This window comes from Pedobacter nototheniae (genome assembly GCF_004335085.1).
Classification (GTDB): domain Bacteria; phylum Bacteroidota; class Bacteroidia; order Sphingobacteriales; family Sphingobacteriaceae; genus Pedobacter; species Pedobacter nototheniae.
On the sequence record NZ_RQRS01000025.1, the window covers coordinates 45,158 to 61,113 of the forward strand.

19 protein-coding genes are annotated in these 15,956 nt (G+C 33.5%); 10 read left to right on the forward strand and 9 right to left on the reverse strand.

The features are described from left to right. The first annotated feature begins 52 nt into the window (after nt 1-52). Entirely contained in the window at nt 53-463 is a 411-nt protein-coding gene (locus tag EHC72_RS18925; RefSeq protein ID WP_056871840.1) for a BrxA/BrxB family bacilliredoxin, read from the forward strand. A gap of 42 nt (nt 464-505) precedes the next feature. On the opposite strand, the gene cdaA is transcribed toward EHC72_RS18925, so the two are convergent. Both cdaA and folP read right to left on the reverse strand, forming a co-directional pair. After that, entirely contained in the window at nt 506-1,300 is a 795-nt protein-coding gene (gene cdaA / locus EHC72_RS18930; RefSeq protein WP_131539278.1) for a diadenylate cyclase CdaA, read from the reverse strand. Nucleotides 1,301-1,406: 106 nt separating this feature from the next. After that, on the reverse strand, nt 1,407-2,258 hold the full coding sequence (gene folP / locus EHC72_RS18935; RefSeq protein ID WP_131539279.1) for a dihydropteroate synthase: 852 nt from the start codon (nt 2,256-2,258) through the stop codon (nt 1,407-1,409). Nucleotides 2,259-2,357: 99 nt separating this feature from the next. Between folP and EHC72_RS18940 the strand changes: the two genes are divergently transcribed. The 5 genes from EHC72_RS18940 to EHC72_RS18960 all read left to right on the forward strand — a co-directional run bounded on the left by EHC72_RS18940 (nt 2,358) and on the right by EHC72_RS18960 (nt 6,148). Beyond that, a complete protein-coding gene (locus EHC72_RS18940; RefSeq protein WP_131539280.1) occupies nt 2,358-2,903 on the forward strand; it encodes a DUF1599 domain-containing protein in 546 nt (181 codons plus the stop codon). Nucleotides 2,904-2,982: 79 nt separating this feature from the next. After that, entirely contained in the window at nt 2,983-4,134 is a 1,152-nt protein-coding gene (locus tag EHC72_RS18945; protein ID WP_131539281.1) for a BT_3928 family protein, read from the forward strand. A 2-nt stretch (nt 4,135-4,136) separates the two neighbouring features. Then, nucleotides 4,137-5,192 (forward strand): ABC transporter permease, encoded by a 1,056-nt coding sequence (locus EHC72_RS18950; protein WP_131539329.1) that lies wholly within the window; start codon nt 4,137-4,139, stop codon nt 5,190-5,192. Nucleotides 5,193-5,195: 3 nt separating this feature from the next. After that, nucleotides 5,196-5,639: a DinB family protein gene (locus tag EHC72_RS18955; protein ID WP_131539282.1), complete on the forward strand. Its 444-nt coding sequence runs from the start codon at nt 5,196-5,198 to the stop codon at nt 5,637-5,639. Continuing rightward, on the forward strand, nt 5,636-6,148 hold the full coding sequence (locus tag EHC72_RS18960; RefSeq protein ID WP_131539283.1) for a shikimate kinase: 513 nt from the start codon (nt 5,636-5,638) through the stop codon (nt 6,146-6,148). The genes EHC72_RS18955 and EHC72_RS18960 overlap by 4 nt, the downstream gene beginning before the upstream one ends. A gap of 15 nt (nt 6,149-6,163) precedes the next feature. Here the strand turns inward: EHC72_RS18960 and EHC72_RS18965 are convergent, their stop codons facing one another. From EHC72_RS18965 to EHC72_RS18980, 4 genes are all read right to left on the reverse strand, one after another. Further along, nucleotides 6,164-6,571 (reverse strand): acyl-CoA thioesterase, encoded by a 408-nt coding sequence (locus tag EHC72_RS18965; protein WP_131539284.1) that lies wholly within the window; start codon nt 6,569-6,571, stop codon nt 6,164-6,166. 177 nt (nt 6,572-6,748) lie between these two features. Then, the gene (gene crtD, locus EHC72_RS18970) at nt 6,749-8,230 is read right to left on the reverse strand and encodes a 1-hydroxycarotenoid 3,4-desaturase CrtD (RefSeq protein WP_131539285.1); all 1,482 of its coding nucleotides are present in this window, start codon (nt 8,228-8,230) and stop codon (nt 6,749-6,751) included. Nucleotides 8,231-8,329: 99 nt separating this feature from the next. Then, nucleotides 8,330-10,033 (reverse strand): M28 family peptidase, encoded by a 1,704-nt coding sequence (locus tag EHC72_RS18975; protein ID WP_131539286.1) that lies wholly within the window; start codon nt 10,031-10,033, stop codon nt 8,330-8,332. A gap of 55 nt (nt 10,034-10,088) precedes the next feature. Then, complete coding sequence (locus tag EHC72_RS18980) at nt 10,089-10,547, reverse strand: DoxX family protein (protein WP_131539287.1); 459 nt, start codon at nt 10,545-10,547, stop codon at nt 10,089-10,091. 213 nt (nt 10,548-10,760) lie between these two features. On the opposite strand from EHC72_RS18980, the gene EHC72_RS18985 reads away from it, so the two are divergent. The 3 genes from EHC72_RS18985 to EHC72_RS18995 all read left to right on the forward strand — a co-directional run bounded on the left by EHC72_RS18985 (nt 10,761) and on the right by EHC72_RS18995 (nt 12,919). Further along, entirely contained in the window at nt 10,761-10,871 is a 111-nt protein-coding gene (locus EHC72_RS18985; protein ID WP_131539288.1) for a phenylalanyl-tRNA synthetase subunit alpha, read from the forward strand. A gap of 135 nt (nt 10,872-11,006) precedes the next feature. Further along, on the forward strand, nt 11,007-12,416 hold the full coding sequence (rlmD, locus tag EHC72_RS18990; protein ID WP_131539289.1) for a 23S rRNA (uracil(1939)-C(5))-methyltransferase RlmD: 1,410 nt from the start codon (nt 11,007-11,009) through the stop codon (nt 12,414-12,416). Between the two features lie 95 nt (nt 12,417-12,511). After that, nucleotides 12,512-12,919 (forward strand): hypothetical protein, encoded by a 408-nt coding sequence (locus EHC72_RS18995; RefSeq protein WP_131539290.1) that lies wholly within the window; start codon nt 12,512-12,514, stop codon nt 12,917-12,919. A 109-nt stretch (nt 12,920-13,028) separates the two neighbouring features. On the opposite strand, the gene EHC72_RS19000 is transcribed toward EHC72_RS18995, so the two are convergent. Next, nucleotides 13,029-13,736, reverse strand: coding sequence for a head GIN domain-containing protein (locus EHC72_RS19000; protein ID WP_131539291.1), 708 nt, complete (start codon nt 13,734-13,736; stop codon nt 13,029-13,031). Between the two features lie 163 nt (nt 13,737-13,899). Between EHC72_RS19000 and EHC72_RS19005 the strand changes: the two genes are divergently transcribed. Further along, entirely contained in the window at nt 13,900-14,409 is a 510-nt protein-coding gene (locus EHC72_RS19005) for a phosphoribosyltransferase family protein (protein WP_131539292.1), read from the forward strand. 11 nt (nt 14,410-14,420) lie between these two features. On the opposite strand, the gene EHC72_RS19010 is transcribed toward EHC72_RS19005, so the two are convergent. Further along, on the reverse strand, nt 14,421-15,176 hold the full coding sequence (locus EHC72_RS19010) for a hypothetical protein (RefSeq protein ID WP_131539293.1): 756 nt from the start codon (nt 15,174-15,176) through the stop codon (nt 14,421-14,423). A 31-nt stretch (nt 15,177-15,207) separates the two neighbouring features. Continuing rightward, on the reverse strand, nt 15,208-15,954 hold the full coding sequence (locus tag EHC72_RS19015; protein ID WP_131539294.1) for a helix-turn-helix domain-containing protein: 747 nt from the start codon (nt 15,952-15,954) through the stop codon (nt 15,208-15,210). Nucleotides 15,955-15,956: the final 2 nt, after the last annotated feature.

A 15,956-nucleotide genomic window follows, 5' to 3' on the forward strand; every position in this document is an offset into this window, starting at 1 on the left:
CGATTTTCTTATTTTTGTACGTTGAAATTGTAAATAATAAAAACGAAGATAAATGTATCCAGAATATTTAGTAGAACCAATGCGTAAGGAATTAACTAACGTAGGTTTTGAAGAATTAAAAAATGCAGAAGAAGTAGATCAGGCAATTAAAGGTGAAGGAACCGTTTTAGTGGTTGTAAATTCAGTTTGTGGTTGTGCGGCAGCAAATGCTCGCCCTGCAGCAAGAGCAGCAGCAGCTCATGAAAAACACCCTGATAAATTGGTTACTGTATTTGCAGGAATGGAAAAAGAAGCAGTAGATCAAGCTAGAAATTACATGATGCCTTTCCCTCCATCTTCGCCAGCTATGGCTTTGTTTAAAGATGGTAAATTGGTGCATATGATTGAGCGCCATCAAATTGAAGGTAGACCAGCGCAAATGATTGCTGATAATTTAATCGGTGCATTTGAGCAATATTGCTAAAAGTATTTTCCCAAATCTCCTGAAAAGGGGATTTGGGATTGATTAAAAATCTTTATTGAGCAATTTTTCAAGCTCACCAAAAGAAACATTCATTCTTACTCTACCTTGCTTAGCGTAAGATATTTCTCCAGTTTCTTCTGATATAATAACCGCCACAGCGTCTGTAGTTTCCGAAACACCAATGCCAGCTCTATGTCTTAATCCGAATTGCGCAGGCAGTTGGTCGTTATCCGTTAAAGGTAGAATGCAACTGGCACTTTTAATTTTATTTTCTGAAATAACAACAGCTCCATCATGCAGCGGGCTATTTTTTTGAAATATACTTTCTAATAAGCGTTTTGAAATTTTCGCATCCACAACCTCACAGCTATTGGCGAAAAATTGTTCATCGTAAAACTTAACAAACACAATTAAAGCACCCGTTCTGGTTTTTTTCATGCTTTTACAGGCATCAATAATTGGTTTTATACGGGCCAGGTTGTTTCTTTCTATTTCCTTACGCCCAAATAAATAACCCCACCAAGCTTTGTTCTTTTGTAAAAAAGCATTTTTTCCAATCAATAAAAGGAAACGTCGAATTTCTGGATGAAAAATTACAATTAATGCAATAATACCCACGCTCATAAATTTCTCTATGATGGCAGTTAAAAGCTTCATATGCAAGGCATCAACCACTCTATAAAAAATGGCGATGATAAGCATTCCTACCAATAAATTTACAGCTAACGTGTTGCGAATAAGCGTGTAAACATAGTAGATGAGCAGTGCAACCAGTACAATATCTATAACATCGGTAACTGTAAATTTTACAAAATCGAAATCTAATGCTGTTTTCATCACAGGCAATTTATGAAATTAAGTCCTTAGTCCAAAGTAAGAGCATCTTTGTATGCTTAAAATGGTTGTTTTGCTTTAAGAAATTGGCTTAAAGCAATGAGTGAATTTAACCTAACTGTGCAATCAATTCTACGCACTCTACAGCTTCTTTAACATCATGAACCCTTAAAATACCAGCACCTTTTTGCAAGGCAATGGTGTTTAGTACACTGGTTCCGTTTAAGGATTCTGCAGCTGTTATTTTTAAAACTTTATGGATCATGCCTTTTCGTGAAAAGCCAACCAGCACAGGCAACTGCAATATTTTAAATTCCTGCATTTGATTTAGTAGTTCATAATTATGCGCAATCGTTTTACCAAATCCAAAACCGGGATCAATAATTATGTCATGAACTTTTAAGGCTTTAAGCGCTGCAATTTTCTTTGCCAAATAATCAATAACTTCTAATAAAACATTTTGATAAACAGGATTTTGCTGCATGGTTTGAGGCGTGCCCTGCATATGCATTATAATATAGGGTACTTGTAAACGCGCAACGGTTTCAAACATCAATTCGTCCATATCACCAGCAGCAATATCATTTATGATGTGCGCACCGGCTAAAATTGTATTTTCAGCAACCTTTGCTCTAAAAGTATCCACAGAAATTATAGCTTCAGGAAATGTTTTTACTAAAGCTTCAATAACTGGAACAAGCCTGTCAATTTCCTCATTCGCTTCAACATCTTTAGCACCTGGTCTGGAAGAATAGCCACCAATATCAATAAAAGTAGCGCCCTCATTTAAAAACTGTTCGGTCTTTTTTAAAGCTTCATCAATAGAATTTGTTCGGCTGTTACTGTAAAAGGAATCAGGAGTAATATTTAAAATGCCCATTACTTTGGGCTTAGACAAATCAATTAGTTTGCCTTTGATATTAATACTTTGCTTAGGTTCAAAAAAGTTTTTTTGTGGCATAATAAACCCTTTCGGGATTTGGGTTTCGCTTTAAAAATGTATCTTTAGCTTTTGTTTTTTCGATACAAAAATACACTAAAAACTAAATAATAATTGGCTTTGGCAGAAACAAATACCTCTACAGAATTTGATCAAGTAATCAGCGTTTGCAGATCATTATTTTTAAAGAAAACTAAAGATTATGGTACCGCATGGCGCATTTTAAGACCAAGCTCTATCACCGATCAGATTTTTATTAAAGCACAAAGAATCCGTACTTTAGAAGAAAAAAAAATTAGTAAGGTTGGAGAAAATATCACTTCAGAATACATTGGTATTATTAACTATTGTGTAATTGCGATGATGCAATTAGAGTTAACAGATACCGACCCAACAGAACTTCCTTACCAATTTGTTGAAGATTCTTTTAATGAAAAAGTAACCGAAACAAAGGATTTAATGTTTGCTAAAAATCACGATTACGGAGAGGCTTGGAGAGATATGCGAGTGAGCTCTTTAACAGATTTGATTTTAATGAAGATATTCAGAGTTAAACAAATTGAAGATAACGAAGGGCAAACACTTGCTTCAGAAGGGGTAAAGGCAAACTACCAGGATATGTTAAACTATTCGGTATTTGCTTTGATTAAGCTAGGAACCGCTTAGGTTTTTAATAAGAAGCACATCACGTTGGTCGTGTTTCCAGAATTTAACCGTAAAGAACCATAAAAAATAATTGTACTCTATGAAAAATACGCTATTAACCATTTCAAGAATTTTTGTAGGTGCGCTTTTTATTTTCTCAGGATTAATAAAAGCAAACGATCCACTTGGGTTTGGCTATAAACTGCAAGAGTATTTTGAAGTTTTTCATATGGATTTTCTCAGTGGAATGGCTACAGGTATTGCTATTTTACTGTGTACTTTAGAAATTGTTTTAGGTGCCTTACTACTTTTAGGTTTCTGGGGTAAAAAAGTAGCTTGGGGTTTATTACTTTTAATTATATTTTTTACCCTTTTAACATTTGTTTCTGCAGCATTTAAAGTGGTAACTAGTTGCGGTTGCTTTGGTGATGCCATTCCGCTTACCCCGTGGCAATCTTTTGGTAAGGACTTAATTTTGCTGGTTTTAATCCTCTATATTTTCTTTAAAAAAGAGTTTATTAATCCAGTAACAATTAAACCTTCAACACAGCGAAATATAGCTCTTATAGTTACTTTTGCCTCTTTATTTTTTGGCTTGTTTACTTACAACTTTTTACCGATTATAGATTTTCTCCCTTATAAAGTGGGAGTACATATTCCGTCACTTATGGTTATCCCTCCAGGAGAAAAACCCGATGAATATCAGATCATGTATCACCTGAAGAATAAAAAAACTAAGGAAGAGAAAGATATGAGTGATAAGGATTACCTTAAAACGGAGATTTGGAAAGATAATAATTGGGAAATTATAGGTGAGCCGACTAAAAAATTAATTAAAGAAGGCTTTTCTCCAAAAATTAAAGATTTAATTATTACCGATGCCTCAGGTACGGATTATACCAAAGAATTAATTGAAAACCCATATTACAGCTTGGTTTTTGTTGCCTATAACTTACACGATACTAATTTAAAAGCAATAGGCGATTTAAATGCTTTGGCTATAAATGCAACGCAGCAATTTAATATTCGTACGGTTTTATTAACCTCTAATTCTGCACAGGACGCTGCTGAATTTATAAAGCAAAATAATCTTTTCTCAGAAGTGTTTTTTGCTGATGCTGTTCCTTTAAAAAGTATGGTGAGGGCAAATCCTGGTATATTACTTTTAAAAAATGGTGTAGTAGTTAATAAATGGCATTATCATAATATGCCGTCATTTGATGAACTTTCTAAAAAATATTTCGGTAAATAATGATGTTTCGTTATGCCTTAAAAAAACTTTTATATGGATTAGCTGTAATGGCTGGTGTTGTGCTAATCGTTTTTTTATTGTTTAATATTTTACCCGGCGATCCGGCAAGAATGACGATGGGGCAGCGAGCCGATGTTCAATCTTTAGAAGCCGTTAGAAAAGAATTTGGCTTGGATCGATCCAAACCTGTACAGTTTATTCTTTACGTAAATGATCTTTCTCCTGTAAGTGTTTTAGATAATAATGCTGCAACACAACAAAAATATCATTATGCAAAAATATTAGGCTTTGGTGAAAAAGCTTTAGTATTTAAATGGCCATACCTGCGAAGTTCTTATCAAACTAAAAGAGATGTTACCGCAATACTTTCTGAAACGGTACCCAATACTTTTGTACTGGCACTTACCGCCATGATTTTTGCAACGTTAATAGGAGTTTTCTTAGGAGTATTATCTGCCGTATACAAAGATAGTTGGATAGATAAAGCCGCAAATAGTTTTGCCATTTTAGGAATATCCGCCCCATCGTTTTTCGCAGGAATTATTATTGCCTGGCTCTTTGGCTTTGTTTTAAGTAATTACACAGGTTTAAGAATGAGTGGTAGTTTATATAGTTACGATCCTTTTAAAGGTGAAATACTTACCCTAAGAAATTTGTGGCTACCCATGGTTACTTTAGGCCTTAGACCTTTAGCTATAATTGTGCAATTAACCCGAAGTGCAATGCTCGATGTATTGGCTCAAGATTATATCCGTACAGCAAGAGCAAAAGGACTTAGTAAAAATGCTATAATATATAAACATGCCTTAAAAAACGCATTAAATCCAGTAATTACAGCAATTTCGGGTTGGTTTGCTTCTTTGCTGGCAGGCTCATTCTTTGTAGAATATATTTTTGGATATAATGGGCTAGGTCGCACAACGGTAACAGCTTTAGAAATGTCTGATTTTCCTGTGGTAATGGGTTCTATATTATTTATTGCTTTTGTGTTTGTAATAATTAATATTCTGGTAGATATTTTATATGCTTACGTAGATCCAAGAGTGAAATTAAGTTAAGGCATGTTAGAAGAAATTGTAAACTATACTGAAGCTGCAGATCAAAGGATTATTTCTGTTTTCAACTCCACAATTATTGCCATGCCCGAGGCAGAAAAATTATTTAGTCATGTATTAAATGCGCAACATATATGGGGCAAGCGTATTATTGGAGACAAACCGCTCTACGATGTGTGGCAAATTCAGCCTAAAGATTCCTTTGAAAAAATGTCAATAGATAATTTTATTCAAATCAGAGAAATACTAAAAAACATCCCTTTAAATCAGGTAATTAATTATTCTAATTCCAAAGGCGATCAATATCAGAATAAGGCAGAAGAAATTTTATTTCATTTATTAAATCATTCTACTTATCATCGTGCCCAAATTGCTACTTTATTTAAAAAAGCAGGTTTAAAACCACCGGTAACGGATTATATCATGTTAAAACGAGATCATCAATTATGAAGATTTTCCTTATAGGATTTATGGGCTGCGGTAAAAGCACAAAAGCAAAGCAACTGGCAAATCATTTAAATTGCCCAGTGATAGATCTTGATGCAGAAATTGTGCAAGCAACGGGTAAAACCATTGCAGAATATTTTGCTGAATTTGGCGAAAGTGGCTTTCGAAATTTGGAGCGCGAAACTTTAAAAACTTTTAATTATCCTGAAACCTGCGTGGTTGCAACTGGAGGCGGTTTACCATGTTTTTTTGATAATATGGAATGGATGAACCAAAACGGTGCAACAATTTATCTGCACATGGAGCCTGCTGCTCTGGTATCAAGATTACACAACCGCCAAAAACGCCCATTGATAAAAGATATGGACGATGAACAACTTCTTGAATTTATAAAAATGAAACTTCAGGAACGTGATCCTTTTTATACCAAAGCGCAAATTATTGTCAATGCATTTGATTTGGATGCAGAAAAGCTGGAAGCAGAATTAAAAGCAAAGCACAAGCTTACCTAAATCTGCTTTACACAACTAAACTTTACTCTCGTTTTCCTGCTCAAATTGCTCCTCAATATATTTAATTTTCGTTTTTCCATGAGGCGTAGGTTCACCGTAATCGTTAATATTTACAAAAACAATCTTATCAATAGTCAGAATGCTTTTGCGGGTAATTTTATTTCTTACCTCGCAACACATAGTGATTGATGTATTGCCGAAATTTGTTGCCGTTATACCCATTTCAATAATGTCACCTAGCTTTCCTGAGCTAACAAAGTTAATTTCAGACATATACTTTGTCACAACTTTTGGATTTTCTAATTGAACAATAGCATAAATAGCCGCCTCTTCATCGATCCATTTTAAAAGACTACCACCAAACAAACCGCCATTTGGGTTTAAATCTTCAGGTTTTATCCATTTACGTGTGTGAAAATTCATATTATTTTATTTTGAATGAAAACATGCAAATAATGCATGGACAGTACACAAATTTAACTTTTTAAAAATTATTGTTTTTCAAATTAGCGTAATTCTTATTATATTTAAGAATGGAATATGTTGTAGCTCTTTTATTTATGGTGTTATCCACTGGGTGGATAAAATTTTATAAAGCGATTAAAAAGCTTTAATCTCGTTATCAATAATCTTAGCCGATAGTAAAGCCAATGGGATTCCTCCACCTGGGTGCACGCTGCCGCCGCAGAAATAAAGATTTTTTATTTTTGAAATAAAATTAGGATGCCTTAAAAAAGCCGAAAATTGATTGTTAGAACTATTTCCATACAATGAACCTTGATAAGAGCCCGTTTTACTTTCTATGCTTCTGGGATCAAGAATTTCTTCGCAAACTATGTTTTGTTCAATATCTGCTTTTAAAATTCTATTGATCTTTTTTATGATATTTAATTTGGCTTCCTGAATCAGTACATCCCAATTCTGACCATTATTAGATGGTACATTAATCATCACAAACCAGTTTTCACAATCTTTTGGTGCATCACCTTTAATATGTTTTGATGTGATGTTAATATAAATAGTGGGGTCATTACAAATAGTTTTGTCTCTCCATATGGCATTAAATTCATCCTGATAATTTGCTGAAAACAAAATGTTATGAAGCCCCAGGCTGTTATAATTGCCCTTTATACCCCAGTAAAAAATTAAGGCAGAACTACTGCGCTCCTGCTGTAAAAGTTTTTTTGGATGAGGTATTTCTTTAAGCAGATTTTTATAAGTAAACCAAATATCAAGATTAGAAACCACTACATCCGCTAGCAAAACCGAATTTCCTAACTTTATGCCCGTTACCTTTAAAGGTTGTTCATCCGAATAAAGAATTTCTTCAACCTTACAGTTATAATGAAATTTTACACCCAAATCTTCTGCCAATTTTACCAGAGATGTAGTTATGCTATACATTCCCCTTTTTGGTAAAAATGCGCCAAAATGATATTCGAAATGAGGGATTATATTTAACGTAGCTGGAGCTTGATATGGATTTGAGCCATTATAAGTGGCGTATCTATTAAAAAGTTGTACTACTCTGTCGTCATTAAAGAAAACTTTATTTGCTTGGTTTTGCGTTCTAAAAGCATCAATTTTACTAAAACTTAATATAGATTTGATTGTGTCAAAATGCAAATAGCTTTTAATTTTATGTAAACTCCTTTTCAGGAAAACCTTATGTGTAACGTTGTAAATGGTTTCACTTTTCTTTAAAAATTGAGCAATTTCCGCTGCGGTCGAATTTGTTTTTTCCTGTATCTCCTGTGCAAATAAGTTAAGGTCAGCGTAAGCCGTTAACTTCAAACCATCTTCGTAAAAATATCTGCAAATTTCATCCAGTTTCTCATACTCAAAATATTCAGCAGGATTCTTATTTGCTATTTTAAAAAGTTCATCCACATATTGGGGCATCGTAAAAAGACTAGGCCCGGCATCAAACCTAAAATCATTTAAATTTAGCTGGTTAAGTTTTCCCCCTGGATTATTGCTCGCTTCGTAAACATCAACAGAATAGCCTTTTGCAGCCATACGTATAGCAGAAGCAATGCCAGCAATACCTGCACCAATAATAATCGCTTTTGATTGAGACATTTAACTAAGGTAGATTAGCAGATTTAAAGTAATAGTTAGCCGTTTTTAAATAAGTTTGCCACGTAATAGACAGACAAAGAATTATCGCAATTAATTTGTTTACTTCAATGCTTCTAAATAAATATTAGTTTGCTTCTCAACTTCGTTAACGGCAAATTTTATTGCAGAACCTACTCTGGTTGTTTCGGCTTTAACAGGCATTTTATTAATTGTTGCCAATGCATTTACATACCATTTGCTCCAAACTTCGATAATATGCCTTTCTTCTGCTGCGGATTTACCTTCAGAAATTGCTTTTTTACTCAGTTCAAACTCGGTTTTTAAACGAACTAAAGCGTCGTTTTTAACTTGTGTTACTGTTGCGCTTGCAGTATTTTCATCTGCATTAACTAAGGTATAGGCCGCTGTTAAACCACTTATGCCAACATTTTTCATTTCAATAGGCGATACTTTATCAATGCGGTCGTTATCGGTATGGTAAAAAACATCAGTAAAATGCCACATCAATAAACCAGGTATTTTATTTTGAAGAAAAGGAGTATGGTCGCTTCCACCCTCAAAAGGATTATAGTTTACTGTCCAGTTGGCAAATTTGCCTTGTGCTTTACATATATCGAAAATAAAATCATTAAAGTAATGAGGGAAAAGATCTTTTTCCTTAACATCTCCAGCACCCCATTCTGTATGTTTATCCGTTCCACGAGTCCATATTGCTGAAGGATCAGGCATCTTTTCTATGAGAAATGAACCTCCTGTTTTTTTAGTGTCCTCTCCAACCATGTCAAGGCTCATACCCCATAAAATTCCTTTTGCCCTAACGGTGTCGTCGGTAATATAGCGTCTGGTAGAAACAATTTCATCGCCCCATAAAAATGTTAGTGTACGTAAAGGTTTTATCTTTTTCGCCTGATATAATTCAGCAGTTAAACGAGCCATTTCCGCTAAAGTACCAACTCCGCTTGCGTTATCATTAGCACCAGGCTCTTGTACGTGTGCACTAAATACAAAACGTTCATCCTGTTTTACACTTCCTTTTACGTTGGCAACTATTGTTAACTCTTCCGAAGGATAAATTTTAGTTTCAATATTTACCTTAAGTTTAACAGTACCTTTTTCACAAGCTGATTTTAACTTTTCCTTTGCGGCGTATGATAAAAGTAGCGTCCAAACTTCGCTATTAGCTTTCATACTGCTAAACTGTATGGATGTTTGATGAATTTCTGGTTGTGTATATTTCGGCATAGAATAGCCCAAAACACCAATAGCTCCGGCTTTTGCTGCAATAGAAAGTAATCTGCCAGGATGTGATTCAGAAAAAATGATTTTTCCTTTTAAGTCCATTTTCTCAATTTCTGAAGGCACTATTTTGGAAATGAAAACAACTTCTCCAATAGCACCGCCAGCAGGAGTAGAGCCACAATTGATCGGAATCATATTGCGATTTGTTTTATAAGAAATTAAAGGGGTAGATTCTCCAATTATTTCAATGTTTGCATCAACGGGCTCCCAAGTGTTGTTTTTCATTGCCCGTTTCTCAATTCTATATGTTAACGGAGCTTCAAACTCATTTTGTTTTTGCTCTACAAAGCCTGCTTTTTTTAAAATGCTTTCTACTTGTTTAATACTTGCATTAAACCCTGTATTGCCTGGTACCCTGAAATATTTTTCTACAAAAGCCGTTGTTTCAAAGGCGTTCTTTTCATTAAAACCCGCTCGGGTTAATTTAAAATATGGGTCTGCCGGACTTTGGGCGTACGTTGCTATTCCCGCAAAAAGCAGTGCTAAAAGTATCTTTGTTTTCATATTAAAACTAAAGCCGAAAGATACTAAGAAAAATTATAGCAATTAATCCTGAGGACTAATCGTAACGTTTTCCGGTTTTATTTTTTAAACCTTCATCTACTGAAAGTGGTCCGGAGCCAACTACCCAAAACAATATTAACATAAATAATACCAATATGGATAACCATAACTCTGAATTGAGCATGGAAAAACCATGGGTAAGGTTAACAAAAAAGACAGCAAACAGTAAAATTGGAATTTGAATTACTACAGCAAAACGCGTAACTAAGCCTAAGGTAATTAAAATACCTCCAACCAAGTGTGCAAACGCTATAATGTGAATGGCAACACTAATTAACATGCTAGAAAAACCAAATACATTGTTTTGGGTAATTAGATTTTGCAAAGTAGAGGTATCACTAATAAATGAAACACCTTTGCCAAAGATAACCAGACCGAGAATGATTCTTAAAAAATCAAGCCATTTTGATTGATGAACATCGCCCCAATGTTCAATTTTACGGATAACGTTCATGATGAACCTCCTTTTTATGTGAAATGATACATTAAGTTACAAAATAATATTAAGGAATCAAATAACTGTTTGATAATCTGTAGTGTTATATTTTTTTTGATTTCTTAACGATGAAATAGAATCCTAACGTAAAATTAACTAAAAATTAATTTGTACCGTTTCGGTTTTTGGTCTGAATTTTGTATAATTGTGCAAATAGGGAGGTTTTTTATCATGAGCAAAGAAGTTTTAGAGTTTTCAGTACAGATCGATGAGAAATTTGACCTAAATTTTAATTGGTTAGGCGGCTTTTGGGGTGCAGCATTAAAATTTATTGGTCAATAATCATTCATTTTATTAGAAATAACAAGTAAAATTTTACTTGTGTGGTAGGTTATTGCTATTATTTTAAGTTTAAAATAAGATCGTTATATCATCAGCCCTTAACCTTTAAGGCCTTTTCCTTATATTTGCGGTATAATGAGCAGAAGAAAACCCGGTACGGTAACTATAATTCCTAGTGTACACATTATTGATATTGCAGAAGAAGGAAAAGGTGTAGGCAAGGCAGACGAATTAGTTATTTTTGTTGATAAAGCCGTTCCCGGCGATATTGTTGATGTAAGATTAACTAAAAAGAAAAAAAACTTTGCGGAAGCAGTAATTGAACAACTGCATGAAAAATCTGCATTAAGAACAGATCCTTTTTGCCCTCATTTCGGAACCTGTGGTGGTTGCAAATGGCAACATATGGGCTACGATTCTCAATTAAAATTTAAGCAAAAAAATGTTGAGGCTGCTTTACAACGTCTTGGCAAAATCGATACTTCTTCGGCCGAACCCATTTTAGGTTCTGTTAAAAACAGGTATTACCGTAATAAATTAGAATTTACTTTTTCTAACAAACGCTGGTTAGAAAAAACAGATATCGAACGTGAAGAGGATTTTGATATGAATGCCCTTGGTTTTCATGTGCCTTTACGCTTTGATAAAATTTTAGATATAGAACATTGCTATCTGCAAGATGAACCTTCGAATCAAATTCGTAATGCAGTTCGTAAATATGCAACAGAAAATCAATTGTCGTTTTACGATTTGCGTAATCACGAGGGCGTTTTACGTAATCTGATTATTCGTACTTCAACAACTGGAGAAGTGATGGTGGCAGTTATATTCGCTTACCCTGAGCAGGAGCAAGTTGATGGTTTAATGAACTTTTTAAAGTCAGAATTTCCTCAAATTACTTCACTACTTTATATTATCAATCAGAAGAAGAATGATACCATTTTTGATCAGGAAGTAATTACCTTCTCTGGCAGAGATCATATTTTTGAAGAAATGGATGGCATCCGATTTAAAATTGGAGTAAAATCTTTTTATCAAACAAACTCTGATCAAGCGTTTGAGTTGTATAAAATAACTAGAGAATTTGCCGATTTTAAAGGTGATGAACTGGTTTACGATTTATACACTGGCGCTGGAACAATTGCAAACTTTGTAGCCAAAAATGTAAAACAGGTTGTTGGTGTAGAGTATGTACCTACGGCTATTGAAGATGCTAAATTTAATTCTGCCTTAAACGGAATTGAAAATACCATTTTTTATGCAGGCGATATGAAGGATATTTTGACAGCCCAATTTATTGTAGATCATGGTAAGCCTGATGTGGTAATTACCGACCCGCCGAGAGCTGGTATGCATGCTGATGTTGTGCAAAGATTACTAGAAATGGAAGCCGAAAAAATTGTTTATGTGAGTTGTAATGCAGCTACACAAGCACGCGATCTGGAATTGCTAAGTTTAAAGTATAATGTTGAACGCATTAAACCAGTAGATATGTTTCCGCATACGCAACATGTGGAAAATGTAGTGCTATTAAGATTGAAATAAAAAATAAATTGAGAGAAGAGTTGAATTTAAGATTGAGTGACTTGTTATTATACATTTAACAAAGCATTCATTCAAACTTCAATAATTAGCTAAGTATGGATAGAGAAGAATTATTAGGCGCAACGCCAGAAGATAGTGGGACAGAGAAACAGCAAAGTCCGTTATTGAGCTTAGAAAAGGATTTAGAATTTTATTCTGAATCTATAAAAGAGGTTGCTATAGAAATTATGGTCGAAGGGATATCCGCTCACCCAATTTTTATTGCACATCAGCACCAGGTTAATATTGGTGAAATTATTTTAAATAAAGAAGAATTAAATACCGATTGGACAATTCAGGCGTCTACTTTGGAAGAGTTTGTAGAAAAAGGAATTATTAATAAAGAGCGTAAAGAGTCGTTTTTAAAAACATATAAAAAACCAGAAAACTTTATGTGCTTATTTGTTGTGGTACCAGAAGGCGCAAACTTTGTTTATTATCCTTACAAAAAGAGTAGAGGATAATTTTATTTAGGTTGTAGGAAATTTATTTCTCGATTAATGAATTCTATAAAAATAGAAACGCTGCGTTGCATCCACAAACGCAGCGGAATCATTAACTAAACCTATTTTATTAATTTACTCTTTTAACTTCACCACTTTTAGATGATGATGTTTTTTTAAGAGATGCATTTCCTTTAAAATGAACATCGGCACCGCCACTTGCTCCAGCTTCTAAGCCTTTATTTACTGAAATATTAACATCAGAACCGCCAGAGGCCGTTACTTTTGCATATTCAGCAACAAACTCATAAGCATCAATATCGCTACCGCCACTGGCTTGTACGCTTAAGTTTTCTGCCTTACCTTTTAAATCCACATCGCTACCGCCACTGCTTTGAAGGGTTAAATCATTACAAACCAAGCTTAATTTAAGGTCTGCACCTCCTGATGATCTGATTGATAATTTATCTGCTTTCATGGTTCCTTCTGTAAATACATCCGATCCACCTGAAGCTGTAAGCGCATTTAACGTTTTATAATTAAGGTAAGCTTTAATTATTTGCTTTTTAAACATGCCTCCCCAGCTTATTCCATCCTTCATTTTTATGGTTAAATTGCCGCCATTTTGCTCTACAACAATGTTTTTTAGTACCTCCGCATCTCCTTTAATGTTTAAGCTTTCTGACCCATTTTGTGTTAAATAAAGATCAATGCCGCTACTTATTGTAACGCTGTTGAAGCCCTTTACAGCTACATTTTTATTGTCTTGTGCCATAGCAAAGTGACTGCTAATGGTTATTAAAAACAAAAAGGCTGATGATTTAATCATTTTTTTCATGAGGATGTATTTAGTGTTTATGGTTTTTCTTCCTTTATTTGGTTAAGGTTTATTGATTAGACGTAAATAGGTGCAAAACGTTGCAAACATTTTAAATTATTTTTGAAATAGTTTGGCATTCAGCCTTAAAATCGTTCTTTTTGTATTCAATCCACTTAATAAAATGGCTACATCACAATTACTCATTCTTAACAAAAAACAAATTCAGCAAAAAATTAACCGTATTGCTTATCAAATTCTGGAAGATAACCTGAACGAAAAGGAAATTGTATTGGCTGGTATTTGGGATAGAGGCTATAAGTTGGCTTTAAGACTTGAAAAAGTGCTTAAAAAAATTGCTGGTTTTAAAATTGTGTTATTGAGGATTGATTTAGAACGCGATAGTAGTAAACTGATTGCTAAAACCGATTTGGATGAAAGTCACTGGAAAAATAAAGTGATTATTTTGGTTGATGATGTATTAAATAGCGGCAAAACGCTGGCTTATGGTTTAGGTGTTTTCTTAAATACACCACACAAAAAAATCCGTACGGTAGTTTTGGTAGATAGAAGTCATAAAATTTTCCCTATTGCAACAGATTTTGTTGGTTTAGAATTGGCCACAGTTTTAAAAGAACACGTAGATGTAGTAATGGATGTAGAAGGTGAAGAAGATCGCGTTTATTTAAGTTAAACTCATATTTTCTAGCGTAAATATTTAAATAAAATAATCAATAAGATTGTTAAAACTATTAAGAGCTTCGATATTTTATTGATCTTAATTTGAGGAGAATTAATCTTAAGTTTCTTGTATGCCTTGAATGTGATGAGGTAGCTTAAAGGCATTAAAGTTGTAGGCAGAATGATAATCCAGTTTGCAATGGGCAAACTTAAGAGTGTCATAGTTAATACTGATGCAAAAATTGGATAAATAAAAAGCTGCAGGCCATTCTCTTTCAGGTTAAATTGATCTTCGTTTTTATAGAATCTAAACTCTACTGAAAATTTCGCAAATAACCATTTGATTAGAACATAAAAGATAATGGCAATAACGATAGAGGCGTAAGTCGGAATTCCTAAATACTCAAAAACTTTTCCTGTATCACCATTTTTCACAAATGGAGCGATTAGAATGTAACCAAAAAAAATGATTAAATTTTCTGCGCCTAACCATAATGTAAATAATTTTAATAGAGAAGCTCTTATAAAATTTGTTGAAATATAGGTTAATAACAAACCAAAAATTAATGAAAAAAAAGGGCCTGCAGAAGCAATAATAACTATTTTCGATTCATTTGTTGTGCGCCCAAGTTTTACATAATTACTGTGCAGTTCTGGGTTTAAATTAAAATAACCTGCCGTTATAAAGTGAGCAGATTCATGTAGGATTAATCCAATTATAGTAACACAAATTGCAATTAAAATGGAATTTATTGCGAGCGCATTGTTCTTTATAATCATAATACTTAAAATTCAACTTTATAAGTCAAAACTATCCGAATTTTAAGAAAGATAATTGTATAAATCGGTCGTTTTTATTTTTAGATAATTGCCTCGGCGTAAAGCCAGTATATTTTTTTATTTCCCTAATAAAATGAGGCTGATCAAAATAACCAGCTTTTAAGCCTTTATTATCTTTCGCGATTTCTTCATAAATAGAATTAAAACGGATGATGTCTAAATAAGTTTTTAATGAAAAACCATACTGTTTTTTAAAGTATCTATTGATCTGCCTGCTCCCCCAAAAAGTTTTTTCGGAAACGTATTTAACTGTGAAGTTATTTTTTTTAAAAACCAAATCGAAAAGATTTCTTTTTCTTTCATCAATATTTTTAGCATTAGAAATGATGAACTTGATATGATTTGAAATGTAGCGAATAAATTCATCAAACTTATTTGAATTTAAATTGTCCAAATTCCAGAAATTTAATGGAAGTGTAGTGGATGAATTTATTAATGATCTAAAATTCATTTTAAATAAGTATTCAGCTGCTAATGGTTTAAATCGAACACAAAGTAATTTAGTATCCTTTATTGTTTTTACATCAATTGGAACGGTCCATATGCCTGTAATTTTTATTCTATCGATTTTATTTTCTCTAAATTCAATGATTAAGTCGAAGTAGCCATTTGGGAGTATTGTGTAATCAGAATCGTCTTCCAGCGAATCAGATTTCCAAAAGCATCTAATAAAGTCTGATACTTGATTGTCGGGTAGAATCTCTTTATAATTTATCAATA